Annotated in this window: 13 protein-coding genes and 1 tRNA gene; 6 read left to right on the top strand and 8 right to left on the bottom strand. The window is 69.7% G+C overall.

The window, feature by feature from the left end:
* Positions 1-3 precede the first annotated feature (3 nt).
* The 3 genes from H8R02_RS18450 to H8R02_RS18440 all read right to left on the bottom strand — a co-directional run bounded on the left by H8R02_RS18450 (position 4) and on the right by H8R02_RS18440 (position 809).
* Positions 4-77: transfer RNA gene (locus H8R02_RS18450), tRNA-Gly, on the bottom strand.
* Positions 78-117: 40 nt separating this feature from the next.
* Complete coding sequence (locus H8R02_RS18445; protein ID WP_255429437.1) at positions 118-564, bottom strand: type II toxin-antitoxin system VapC family toxin; 447 nt, start codon at positions 562-564, stop codon at positions 118-120.
* Positions 564-809: a type II toxin-antitoxin system Phd/YefM family antitoxin gene (locus tag H8R02_RS18440; protein ID WP_187082951.1), complete on the bottom strand. Its 246-nt coding sequence runs from the start codon at positions 807-809 to the stop codon at positions 564-566. The genes H8R02_RS18445 and H8R02_RS18440 overlap by 1 nt, the downstream gene beginning before the upstream one ends.
* 124 nt (positions 810-933) lie before the next feature.
* Here H8R02_RS18440 and H8R02_RS18435 point away from each other — a divergent pair, with 124 nt between their 5' ends.
* The gene (locus tag H8R02_RS18435; protein ID WP_187082950.1) at positions 934-2,364 is read left to right on the top strand and encodes a M20 family metallopeptidase; all 1,431 of its coding nucleotides are present in this window, start codon (positions 934-936) and stop codon (positions 2,362-2,364) included.
* A 6-nt stretch (positions 2,365-2,370) separates the two neighbouring features.
* Here H8R02_RS18435 and H8R02_RS18430 read toward each other — a convergent pair whose 3' ends face one another.
* Positions 2,371-3,060, bottom strand: coding sequence for a carboxymuconolactone decarboxylase family protein (locus tag H8R02_RS18430; RefSeq protein ID WP_255429416.1), 690 nt, complete (start codon positions 3,058-3,060; stop codon positions 2,371-2,373).
* Between the two features lie 187 nt (positions 3,061-3,247).
* On the opposite strand from H8R02_RS18430, the gene H8R02_RS18425 reads away from it, so the two are divergent.
* Positions 3,248-4,780: an alpha/beta hydrolase domain-containing protein gene (locus H8R02_RS18425; protein WP_187082949.1), complete on the top strand. Its 1,533-nt coding sequence runs from the start codon at positions 3,248-3,250 to the stop codon at positions 4,778-4,780.
* Between the two features lie 8 nt (positions 4,781-4,788).
* On the opposite strand, the gene H8R02_RS18420 is transcribed toward H8R02_RS18425, so the two are convergent.
* The gene (locus H8R02_RS18420; protein WP_187082948.1) at positions 4,789-5,754 is read right to left on the bottom strand and encodes a hypothetical protein; all 966 of its coding nucleotides are present in this window, start codon (positions 5,752-5,754) and stop codon (positions 4,789-4,791) included.
* Positions 5,755-5,828: 74 nt separating this feature from the next.
* Entirely contained in the window at positions 5,829-6,311 is a 483-nt protein-coding gene (locus H8R02_RS18415; RefSeq protein ID WP_187082947.1) for a DUF456 domain-containing protein, read from the bottom strand.
* Positions 6,312-6,330: 19 nt separating this feature from the next.
* Here H8R02_RS18415 and H8R02_RS18410 point away from each other — a divergent pair, with 19 nt between their 5' ends.
* Together H8R02_RS18410 and H8R02_RS18405 are read left to right on the top strand one after the other, a co-directional pair.
* Entirely contained in the window at positions 6,331-6,744 is a 414-nt protein-coding gene (locus H8R02_RS18410) for a hypothetical protein (RefSeq protein WP_187082946.1), read from the top strand.
* Between the two features lie 54 nt (positions 6,745-6,798).
* Entirely contained in the window at positions 6,799-9,378 is a 2,580-nt protein-coding gene (locus tag H8R02_RS18405) for an RCC1 domain-containing protein (RefSeq protein WP_187082945.1), read from the top strand.
* Here H8R02_RS18405 and H8R02_RS18400 read toward each other — a convergent pair.
* Together H8R02_RS18400 and H8R02_RS18395 are read right to left on the bottom strand one after the other, a co-directional pair.
* Positions 9,375-10,241 carry a mechanosensitive ion channel family protein gene (locus H8R02_RS18400; RefSeq protein WP_187082944.1) on the bottom strand — a complete coding sequence of 289 codons (867 nt, stop codon included), beginning with the start codon at positions 10,239-10,241 and terminating at the stop codon, positions 9,375-9,377. The genes H8R02_RS18405 and H8R02_RS18400 overlap by 4 nt on opposite strands.
* 100 nt (positions 10,242-10,341) lie before the next feature.
* Entirely contained in the window at positions 10,342-11,283 is a 942-nt protein-coding gene (locus H8R02_RS18395; protein ID WP_187082943.1) for a hypothetical protein, read from the bottom strand.
* A gap of 65 nt (positions 11,284-11,348) precedes the next feature.
* Here H8R02_RS18395 and H8R02_RS18390 point away from each other — a divergent pair, with 65 nt between their 5' ends.
* Both H8R02_RS18390 and H8R02_RS18385 read left to right on the top strand, forming a co-directional pair.
* A complete protein-coding gene (locus tag H8R02_RS18390; RefSeq protein WP_187082942.1) occupies positions 11,349-11,624 on the top strand; it encodes a type II toxin-antitoxin system ParD family antitoxin in 276 nt (91 codons plus the stop codon).
* Positions 11,625-11,630: 6 nt separating this feature from the next.
* Positions 11,631-11,945 (top strand): type II toxin-antitoxin system RelE/ParE family toxin, encoded by a 315-nt coding sequence (locus H8R02_RS18385; protein ID WP_187082941.1) that lies wholly within the window; start codon positions 11,631-11,633, stop codon positions 11,943-11,945.
* Positions 11,946-11,962 lie beyond the last annotated feature (17 nt).

Here is an 11,962-nt window from a genome sequence, read left to right as displayed (position 1 = left end):
AGCTGGAGCGGGCGATGGGAATCGAACCCACGTCTTGAGCTTGGGAAGCTCAGGTCCTGCCATTGAACGACGCCCGCAGAACTCGCGTGATTCTAGCCTGCCGGTAACTGCCGATCGCTACTCGCCACCCGTCAGCACGCGCAGCCCCTTGAGCTTCGAGAAGTCGCGGTCATGCGTGACCAGTGCGGCGGCGCCGGTCTCGAGGGCAGTTGCCGCGAGCAGGGCGTCCGGCAGCCGCAGCCCGGTCGTTGCCCGCAGCCGCGCTGCGGTGACGGCGATCTCCTCGGTCACGGCCACGACCTCGAACCCACGCAGCGCCTTTTCGTACCGCTTGGCGAGCGCGTCCAGGCCCTGCTTCAGCGGGCCGACGAGGACCTCAGCCAGGGAGATGGTGGAAATGGCGATGCTCACGACGTCGCGGTCGGCCGCCTCGAACAGCCCCGCAAACTGCTTCGCGAAGCGCGGGTGGTCTTCCAGCAGGTAGATCAGCGGCGCAGTGTCGACGACCACGAGGTCGCCTTCAGCGAGGCCGCCCCAGGGCGGCGAAGCCGCGGGCGCGGCCATTAGTCCCACTCGTCCCGCAATTTGGCAACATGGGATGTCGCCTTGCCCCACAAGCCCTTGCCCGTGCCGCGCAGCGCGAGGAACGAGGACCGGCGGCGTGCGTTCAGCAGCACGTCGGGCGCAACGATCGCGGCGTAGGGCTTGCCGTGCTTGGTCAACAAGCTGCCCTGGCCCGAGTGGGCCAGCTCGGCCAGCTGCGGCAGTTGCCTGCGGCCTTCTTCGAGCCCGACGGTGCGGTTGCGCATGGTCCGATCCTGTACAGTCTGTACGGATTATATGCCGCCGTGCGCCTCGGTGCTATCCCCAAAGGCCATGCCGGCCGTGCCGCGCTAGGATGGCCCTACCACCACGAACGTCGATGGGCGCTGCATGCACGATGACAACCTTCAATCCGTCTGGTCCTTCGTCGACGAGCGCCGCCAGCGCTACACCGACCTCAGCGACCGCATCTGGTCCTACGCCGAACTCGCGTACACCGAGCACCGCTCGGCCGCCGACGTCGAAGCCGTTCTGCGCGAAGAGGGCTTCCGCGTCGAAACGAAAGTGGCGGGCATCCCCACGGCGATGGTGGGCGAATGGGGCAGCGGCGGGCCGGTGATCGCCATCCTCGGCGAATACGACGCGCTGCCCGGCCTGTCGCAGGAGGCCGGCACGGCCACGTACAAGCCCGTGCCCGAGAACTGCAACGGCCACGGCTGCGGCCACAACCTGCTGGGCAGCGGCGCACTCATGGCCGCGGCCGCGGTGAAGGACTGGCTGGCTCGCACCGGCACGCCGGGCCGCGTGCGGTTCTACGGCTGCCCAGCGGAAGAGGGCGGCGCGGCCAAGACCTTCATGGTGCGTGCGGGCCTGTTCAAGGATGCCGATGTGGCGATCTCCTGGCACCCGGCTGCGCTCACGGGGGTGTGGGACGCCAACTCGCTGGCCAACACGCGCATCGACTTCAGCTTCAAGGGCCGCGCCTCGCATGCGGCCGCCGCGCCCCAGCTGGGCCGTAGCGCCCTGGACGCCGTGGAGCTGATGAGCGTGGGCGTCAACTACATGCGCGAACACATGCCGAGCGACGCGCGCGTGCACTACGCGTACCTCGACGCGGGCGGCATCGCTCCGAACGTGGTGCAGGCGCAGGCGAAGGTGCGCTACCTCATCCGCGCCGGCGACCTCTCGCAGATGAACCAGCTCGCGGCGCGCGTGCGCAAGATCGCGCAGGGCGCCGCGCTGATGACGGAGACCGAGGTGGAGGCGAAGGTGATCAGCGCCGTGTCCAACCTGCTGGGCAACACCCCGCTGGAACAGGCGATGCACGACGTGATGACGCGCCTGGGTGGCAACTACTTCGACGAGGCGGACTTCGCCGACGCCCAGCGCTTCCGCCCCTCCGTGACGGACAACGACATCGACGCGACCTGGCGCCGCTTCGGGCTCGTGCCGCAGGGCGGCAAGATCCTCGGCGACTTCGTGATGCCGCTGGACGCGAAGTCCACGATGCTCGGCTCCACCGACGTCGGCGACGTCAGCTGGGTCGTGCCCACCGTGCAGGCCCGCGGCGCCACGTGCATCCTGGGCACGCCGGGCCACTCGTGGCAGCTCACCGCGCAGGGCAAGCTGCCGATGGCGCACAAGGGCATGATCAACGCGGCGAAGGCGATGGCGGGCACGGCCGTGCAGGTGTTGACCGACCCCGCGCTGCTCGCGCGCGCGAAGGCGGACTACGCGGCGCGCACGGCGAAGACGCCGTACGTGTGCCCGATCCCGGACGACGTGCAGCCCGCCCTCGACATGAGCCTGCAGGCGGCTTGAGGCGCGTCAGCGAGCCGGCAGCGGCTTGGGCCCGCCGTCGGGGATCGGCGTGCGGTCCACGTTGAGCGTCATCGACACGAGCATGTAGTAGCCGGTGACGGCGACGAGGTCGGCGACGCCGCGTTCGCCGAACGCCGTCACGGCGCGCTTGTACGTGGCGTCGCTCACGCCGCGATGGTCGAAGTACTCCGTGACGAAGTCGTAGACCACCTGCTCGTCCGGCTTCATGTTCGCGGGCACGCGGTTGTTGCGCAGGTCCTCGGCGACGGCGGGGTCCAGCCCGCCCGCCATGGCGAGCCGGTGGTGCGCGAACCACTCGTACTGCGAGTCCCAGCGGCGCGCGGTGATCAGGATCGCGAACTCGTTCAGCCGCGGCGGCAGCGACGTGCGAAAGCGCAGGTATTCGCCGAGCTTCTGCACGCGGTCGGCCAGCTCGGGCGAGCGGTTCCACACGTTGAAGGGGCTCGACAGGGACGTGGCGCCCTGCGCGGCGGCGGGGCTGCCGACGGATGCGCGTGGCCCGGTGCGGATCGCGTCCGCCACGGCGCGCTGGTCGGGCGTCATTTCGCTGTAGGGCGTGAGCGCGAAGCGGCGCGGGCCCTCGTGGCGGCTCGGGTCAGGTGCCACGCCGGCGCATCCAGCGGCCAGGGATGCCATCGCCAGCGGTGCAATGGTGCGGGTGATGCGTTCGTGCATGGGCCCTCCGTGTCGGTTGGACGGCATTCTAGGATCACTCAAATGCATGTGGCGGCAGCGTGCCCTTCGGCATATGTTTTCAGCGAAGCGCTACACGTGGAGGCCACCAATGACCCGCAGGTGCGAAATCGCACGGCGAGCGCGAAGGGCGCTTGCCAGAATGGGCTCTGAACTCCCAGGAGAAGCCATGAAATCCATGCAGCTCTTGCGCCTCGCCGCGGCGCTGGCAGTGACGGCCGCGTTTCACTCCCACGCCCTCGCCGACGTCACCGGGGTCGCCGTGATCTCGAGTTCGCCGTACGGCAACTTCCGAGGCATGGCGTTCACCCGGCACGAGCTGCGCGTGGAAGGCCAGCTCGTCCCCGAACGTGAAGCCATCGGCGACCTGGCAAAGGCCAAACGCAACGCGAGCGGCAGCGTCGACTACGCAACGCGCGTGACGGTCGTGGCGCCCGTGTCGGGCGGGCGAGGCACGCTCCTCGTGGACATCCCGAATCGCGGCCGGCCGATCGCCGCCGGCCTGCTGAACGGCCCGGGCGTGCCGATCGGCCAATGGCAGCCGGGCAACGGGTTCCTGCACGACGAAGGGTTCGCGGTCGCCGCGATCGCCTGGGAGCTGGGGCATGGCATCGAACTGCCCACGGTCGCAGGGGCGGACGGCAAGCCTCTCTTCGTCGAGGAAGCCGCGCTGTCCATCGTGCGCGACGTCGCCGAGTTCCTGAAGAAGTCGCCGAGCGAGCTCAACCCGCTGGCGGGCAAGGTGCAGCGCGCGATCGGGTTCGGGTATTCGCAGACAGGGCGCTTCCTCAAGAGCTTCCTGCTCAAGGGGTACAACCACACGGCGTCGGGGCCGCTGTTCGAAGGCCTGCACATCTTCGGCGCGATGTCCGGCGGCATCCAGCTGCGCACGCTCGCGGGGCCGGCGTCCGGCGCGGGGCAGATCCCGACCTTCGAGGACCCGGAGTTTCGCGGCGTCGCCGAGGAGCCGCTCGCCGTCGCCCAGATCGCCGCGCGCGCGGAACGCAGCGCGAGCCGGCCGCCGCGCATGGTGTTCGTCAACACCACCACCGATTACTTCTCCCTGCGCGCATCGCTGGGCCGCACAGGCGGCAGCGGCACGCAGGACCTGCCGCTCCCCGGTTGGATTCGCGTCTATGACGTGGCCGGTGCCTCGCATGCGCTCCTCCCCGGGCGCGGCAACTGCACGCACAAGTTCGCCGAGCTCGACTGGCACCCCGTGCTGCGCTCGACGATGCTCGCGCTGGACCGCTGGATCGCCACCGGCGAGCAGCCGCCGGACAGCGTGCTGATGCCGCTGCAAGCCGCCGCAACGGGCTCGCAGGCGTTGATGGCGCCCAAGCACCTTCAAGGCGCGGTAGTGCAGGTGCCGGTGCTCGACGCCGACGGCAACGCGCGTGGCGGCATCCGGCTGCCGGAGCTCGAAGTGCCGCTCGGCTCGCACGCCGTGCAGAACCCGCCGCTGAACTTCCTGTGCTCGCTGGGCGCGGGCTACATCCCGTTCAAGGTGACGGCGGCGGAGCGCTCGGCGAGCGGCGATGCGCGGCCCTCGGTTGCCGAGCGTTACCGTGATGCCGACGATTACGCGAAGCGGGTCGAGGCCGCAGCGCGCGCACTGCAGGAACAGCGCTTCCTGCTGCCCGGTGACGCCGCGGCAATCGTGAAGCGCACCGCCGCAGTGGACGTGTTCGGCAAGCGCTGAAGCGCGCGCTACAGCGTGCCGCCCGAATCCCGGTTCGGGATCGTCGACGGGTCGATCATGGCCACCCTCACGCCCGTGCGGTGGGTGGTGTGCGAGCGCGTGATCTCGCCCGTGTACAGGTGCCACATGTCGCGCAGCGGGAAGGTGCCGAAGAGGCCGCCGCCGGTGCGGAAGTTCACGTTGAACTGCTGGCCGTCGACCACGCCGCCGCCCGTGTTGTTCACCCCGATCAGCCAGCCGTTGCCCAGCGACACCGTCCAGTGGCAGGTGTTCTCCGAGCCGGGCTCGCTGCCGCGGAAGTTGACGATCATGCCGCGCGGCACGTTCGGGCAGCTGCCGTCGTCGTTCAGTTGCAGCTCCACGCCGTCGCCGCAGATCGCGTTGGCATTGAGCGCGTCGATGCGCATGCCGTGGCGCAGCAGCCAGCGCAGCGAGACGAAGCCCGCCTTGTACAGCCACCAGTACACGCCGTCGTAGCAGATGCCCATCGGCGGCACCGGGTTGGAGCGCGCCATGAGTTCCATCGGGGGCACCGTGGGCCCGCCCTTGCCGACGCGCTCCGCGGTGTCCGCCAGCGTGGCGGTCGCGGGCGTGGCCGGCACGGTGTACGACAGCACGGCCTCGTTCACCACGGCCGTGCTCTTGTGAAGGTACGCGTTCTTGGTGGTGATGCGGCTTTGCACCGGGTTGCCCATCCAGTTGACCGGCACCGAAACGCCCGGCGCGCCCTTCATGCGGGCCCAGTGGTCGCCGAAGTACGCGCGCTGGCAGAGCATCAGCGCGCGCACCGCGTGGCCCGTGTTCGTGTTGCCGAACACGGCATAGCGCTTGTAGCCGGTGAGCGAGAGGTCCGCGCCGATCTGCGACTTCACGCCGCGCACGGTGGTGTCGACGTGCGTGGCGAGCGCATCGTTCAGGCCGCGGATGTACGCGATGGTCTGGTCGTAGCGCTGCTGGTCGGTTTTGTCGGGCATGGGCGGCGATTCTTCGGGCCGCATGCCGTGTGTGTCAAGCCGACGGCACCCTCCCCATCACTGATGAGTTGCGCTCAAAGCACGAGCGCTATGACGAAGATGCCGATCATCATGAACGCCAGCACGAATTTGGCGAGCATGCCCGCGAGCAGGCCCAGCCAGGTGGCGATACCGACGCGCACGGCCTGCTGGTGGTTGCGCCGCGCGAGGAATTCGCCGAGTGCCGCGCCCACGAGGGGCATGAAGAACACGCCGACGAGGCCCATGAAGATGCCGACGACGGTGCCGAGCGCGGCGCCGACGATGGCCTGCTTGCTTGCCCCGGCACGCTTCGCGCCGAGTACCGCCGCTACGTAGTCCATCGCCCACGAGAGCAGGGCCAGCACCGCGATGACGGCGACGGTGAGCACGCCCACCTTCGTGAAGTTGTCGATCCAGGCGCCGAGCAGGATGCCGCCGAAGACGAGGAGCGTGCCGGGCAGGGCGGGCAGCACGATGCCGGCGAGCCCCACGAGGATCAGGGCCGCGCTGGCCAGCCAGAGGAGTTGGTCGTTCATCTCACGCAGAATACGCCCCATGTCCCGGAGCCATCGTTTCATTGCCGCCGCGGCCGCGGCTTTCCTTGCCGCCACCGCGTTTGCCAACCTCGCCGATGCCCCGCCGCCCCTCCTCGAAGTCGCGCGCACGCACGGCGACAAGTACGTGTTTCGCGTGTACTGCAAGGACGGCGCGAACGGCCGCTACGTCGCCACGATGAAGATCGACCTGAAGGCCGGCACCGTCAACGACACGCCCTACCGCATCGAGGGCACCGCGCTGCGCTGGGCCGCGCGCAACGCGCCGGCCCAGGGCTTCGCGGACAAGCCGCAGGAGCGCAGCATCGAGGTCGAGGGCCTGCGCTACACCGGGCCCATCCTCGGCGGGCAGGTCGGCAGTTTCGAGTGCACGCCGAGCAAGGAGCGGCCGCCCGGCGTGATCTTCTCGCCCTGATTGCCATTGCCCCGCCGCTCCGCTAGATTGCGACGGCTGACGAAGGAGTAGTACATGGGGTGGCGAATCTGGGGGAGCACGCTCCTCGCGCTGGCGGTGGCGGGGTGCGGAGGCGGGTTGGGAGGGCAGCAGGGCAGCGAGGCCGCGGCAGGTGCCCGGCCAAGTGCGCAGGCGCAGCAGGCCACGGACCCGACGACGGGCGCGCTTCGGGTGTTCCAGGCTTTCAACGGCCGCGCACCCACCGCGGCGGAATTCAACGCCTTCTCGTCCGCCGACTCGCGGATCCTGGCGATCGGCTTCGCGGCCGGCTTCGCGCAGCTGTCCGATGCGTCGCTCGCCGCGAGCGTGCTCGCGAACCTCGGCGTCAACGCGCAGGCCGTCAACGCCGCTTCGAGGGAGATCCTGCAAGCGGCGCTCACGCAGTTCTTCGCGGCGAACGGCGCGGCCGCGCGCGGCGTGATCGTGAACAACCTGGTGGGGCTGCTCGCGGGCCTGGAAAGCGACGCGACCTGGGGCACGGCGGCCCGTGCGTTCAACACCACGATCAACAGCACGCGGGCCATCGTCGCGGCATCCACGGGCGGTTACTCCAACTGCCTGCCGTCCGTGGCGCAGGGGTTCAGCGGCAACGTAGAGACGACGGCCGCGTCCACGGGTGATGCGGGCAGCTCCGGCGACGGCGGCAGCGGCGGCGGCGCCGCGGCCGGCGGCGGTCTCGGCAAGGTGCTCGGCGGCACGATGACGGTTGTCGACCTCTCGACCGGGGCCACGGTGGGGCAAGGCATCACCGACGCGAACACCGGGCTCGTGACCATTCGCACCTGCAGCCTCGCGGGCCCGTTCCTGCTGACGCTGGAAGGCCGCGCCGGTGCGCGCTACTTCGACGAAGGCCGCAACGCGCTGCTGGACTTCCCGGCCGGCACCGCGCTGCACGCGCTGGTCGACCGCTGGGACGAGCACGTGGGTGTGTCGCCCATCACCGAGGCCGCCTACCGCTATGCGCTGAACAACCTGCGCGGCAACCCGGGCGCCATTGCCGCAGGGCAGGCCCCGCTGCTCGAATCGGGTTCCCTGCTCGGCCTGACCGCCGCCCAGGTGAGGGCGGCGAATGCAGTCGCCGCGAGCGAGATCAATGCCCGCTTGCCGGATGCGTACCAGCTCGCTTCCGCCAAGACGCTGCCGACGCCGATCGATGCCTCGAGCGCCACGAGCGCATTGCCGGCGAGCGCGTACGGGCGTTCGGCCGCCGTCAACGGCGGCCTCGTGCAGGCCACCGACTTCTTCAACCAGAACGTGGCCGCCCCTGCGCTCTCCCTGGTTGCCACGCTGGCGCGCGACCTCACCGACGGCCGCATCGACGGCTTTGCGCTGGACGGCAGCGCGGTGTCGACGACCGAGTCGCTCGCCTACTCCAACATCGAGCTGCCGCAGGTGGGCACGATCGGCGCCAACGCCATGGTGACGCGCTTCGGCCGCACGACGCTGCTGCCCGCGCAGCCCACGGTGGACAAGCAGGGCTTCGTCGGCACCAACATGTCCAATGCGATGACGTGCGAGGACGTGATGGACACGGTGGCGCTGCTGAGCGACGGCTCCGTGACGCTGCAGCGCCGTTTCCCGACCAACGTCAACGGCACCTGCAGCTTCACCTTCAGCGCGGCGGAGAACGAGCGCGTGGTGAAGACGCGCAACTTCCTCACCGGCATCAAGGCAATCAGCACCACGGGTGGCACGGCCGGTTTCGCGGTCAAGCGCGATGGCACCGTCTATGGGTGGGGGCGCAGTTTCTGCGGCTCGATCCACCCGTCGTTCACGGACGGCCTGTACCTGCAGCCGCAGGTGCTGCCGGGCCTGCGCAACATCACCGCCGCGTCCACCAACAGCGCCAACACCATCCTGCGCGACGACGCGGGCGGGGTCTACTACTACGGGGTGCGCGGCGGGATCCCGTTGAACGGCACGGTGCCGGCCGGCCGCGCGCGCTGCGGCCCCGTGGCCACCCTGGCCAACGGCACGCAGTACACGCAGACCTACGACTTGCAGCCCCAGCGTGCCGCGCTCGCGAACGTGGTCGACGTCGCGACGAGCTGGTCGAACTTCTTCGCGCTCACGGCCGACGGCGTGCTGTATGGCTGGGGCGAGGGCGTGTGGGGCGAGCTCGCCAACTCCAGCGGCCAGGTGCTGGACGGCAACCTGATGGGTTCGCCCATCGCCTCGCCGACGCCCATCGCGGGCCTGGGCAAGGTGCGCCAGTTCGCGGAGAGCGCCGGCACGGTGTACGCGCTGCAGCGCGACGGCACCGTCATGGCCTGGGGGGCCGACCACCTCGGGCTGCTGGGCGCGGGCACGGTACGCCACACGCTGCGGCCGGCGGCGGTGCCGGGCCTCACGTCCATCGCGCAGATGGCGGTGGCGTACGACATGCTGCGCTTGCGCCGCTTCGACGGCACCTTCCTCGCCTGGGGCACGGTGCGGCAACCCGCCGCCCGTTACCTCGTGCCGACCGTGGTGCAGCCGGCCGAGCGGGTGCGCTACTTCGAGGCAAGCGGCGTCAACTTCTCCGTGTACATGGGTTCGGGCAAGTTGACGTCGGACATCATGGTCGGTTTCGACATCACCGACTCGGTGCGTTAGCCGCCTTCGGCGGGGTGCTTCCGGTCGGCGGGCGTGCCGCCCATGCCGCCCGCGCTCGGGTAGCCGCCGGTGGGCCAGCTCGCGGGATCCTTCTCCACGGTTTCGGTGGTCGCGCGGTCCGCGGCCTCGGCGCGCGCGGACACGTCGCCCATCTCGCGCGGCACCAGCGGCGGGGCGACCTTGGCCTTCTCGTACCAGTTGCGCACGATCTCGGCCGCCGTTTCGCGGCCGCCGAGGCCGAAGGCGAGGCCCGCCGCGAGCGCGATGGCGCCCACCACGGCCATGAACAGCGTGTTGACCAGCGTCGTCGCGATACCGATCTGGTTGACGGCCACGACGATCGCGAAGGCCCACACCAGCGCCGAGGCGACCTTGGCGAGCATGTGCGCGTTGCTCAGCCCGGCTTCGGAGGCGGTGCCGCGCACGAGGTTGCTCAGGCCGCGCGCGGCGAGGCCGCCGATGACGAGGACCACGAGCGCGACCACCACGTTCGGCAGCCACAGCAGCAGCTGGCGCAGCACGTCCGACACCGCGGGCAGGCCGAGCGCGTCGAATGCCACGACAAGCGCGATCAGGCGGATGAACCACTTGAGCACCAGGCCGATCATGCCGGCCGAGTCGGTGTTCATGCCCATGCGCTGCACGAACTCGGCAAAGCCCGAGCGCTGGGCCAGCTCGTTGAAGCGCACCGTGCGCAGCACGCCGGCCAGCGCCTTCTCGAGCAGCGTGGCGATGAACCAGCCGACGATGACGATGAGCGCGAAGCCCAGGATCTTGGGTATCGCCGAGAAGAACAGGATGAATGCGGCCGACAGCGATGTCAGCATCGCGTCGCCCCAATCGGAGACGGCTGTGGTGGGCATGGCGGGACCTCCAGACTTTCGTGAATTTCTTCACTCTCATCCGTTGCCCGCCGAGGCCCCGTCGGATGGGCGCGGCCCTCCGTGTAGGAGGAATCAGCCGCTACAGCGACTGCTTTGGCTCGGCCGTGTGCGGCACCAGCAGCGCGTCGGCCCACAGCGCGCGGTTGAGCAGCCAGAACGCCGCGTTGATGGCCACTCCCTGCACCATGCGCACCGCGTTGGGCAGGAAGAGCACGTAGGCCGGGTTGTCGCCGAGCGCGCCGGCGCACCACGCGCCGAAATGCGGCGGCTGGTCCTGCGCGGCCATCTCGCGCGTGTTGAGGACGTTGCACACGCGCGCGAGGTCTTCCACCCGGTGTGGCAACTGCAGCACGCAGAACAGGCCGCCGCCGAGCTCCGGGTGGGGCTGGTCGAGCATCATCTGGAGCAGGGCGGTGCGCGGTTCCTCGTCTTCGGCAGTTGCTTCGCCCGGCCTGGCCAGGTTGATCTCCGCGTTGAGGGCCGCCCCTTCGACGCTGCACTCGGCCATGGCGTTGATGCGCTCCTGGATCGCGGTGAAGTCGTCCACGCCCCAGTCGGAGGAGCCGCTCTCGCCGGCCGCGCCCGCGGCCTGCCGGCGCAGCCCGCCGAGGATCGGCTCCGCGCCCATCAGCATCGCGAACAGCACCAGCGGCAGGTGCAGCGTGGGCCAGGCGTGCTCCTCGCCCTTGTAGATGGTCAGGCGCGAGCCGACGAAGCCGTGGCCTTCGTCGAGCGTGAGCGCGCCGAAGGTGGCGAGGCGGTTGGCCGCGAGGGCCGCTTCCGGGGTCGAGAGCCCTTGCGAGATCTCGTGCGGCATGCCGCTCGTGATGCGCACCACGCCCGCGATCTCGCGGCCGGGGTGCGTGGGGCCTTCGCCCGGCACGACCTCAGCGCGCACGGCGTAGGGGCCGTGGTTCGCGGTGATCGCGTTGCCTTCGAGCGTGGCTTCGAGGCCGGAGCCCTGCAGCTTGGGCAGGAGGTCGGCAAGGGAGATGGCTGGCGCGGGGGAATCGGGATTCATCGGCAGCGAATCTACTGCATGCGCGGGTTTTGCCAAATAATGGCAAATACGCTAGCATGCTCCGCATGGGCACGATGAACATCTCCCTGCCGGACGACATGAAGCAGTTCATCGACCAGCAGGTCAGCGAGCGCGGGTACGGCACCACGAGCGAGTACCTGCGCGACCTCATCCGCAAGGAGCAGGACAGGCAGCACCTGCGCAGCCTCATCCTTGAAGGCATGGCATCGCCCCGCGTGGGCGAGGCGGATCCCGCTTACTTCGAGAAGCTGCGGCAGCGTGCCGCCGGCAAGACCCCGCGCGCCACTCCCGCGGCCAGGAAGTCCCCAGGTCGAAAGTAGGCGGCGGTGGCTGCCAGACCCGTCGTCCGGCTCTCGCTGGCGGAACGCGACGTCGAGTCGGCCATCGACTATTACCGCGAGCAAGCCGGTGTACCTGTCGCCCTTGCCTTCGTCGAGGCTGTCGAAGTGGCGCTGCGGCATATCAGCCGCAACCCTGCCATGGGTTCGCCGCGTCTCGGCCACGAACTCGGCATCCCGGGCCTGCGGTCGTGGCCTCTCAACCGGTTCCCGTACCTCGTCTTCTATTTCGAGAAGCCGCACGAGGTCGATGTCTGGCGGGTGCTGCACATGGCCATGGACGCGGGCCATTGGCTGCAGTGAGATAATTGAAGGTTCAG

Origin of the sequence: Ramlibacter albus (assembly GCF_014297445.1) — a bacterium.
GTDB lineage: Bacteria > Pseudomonadota > Gammaproteobacteria > Burkholderiales > Burkholderiaceae_C > Ramlibacter > Ramlibacter albus.
This window is presented reverse-complemented; position numbering and strand designations above follow the sequence as displayed.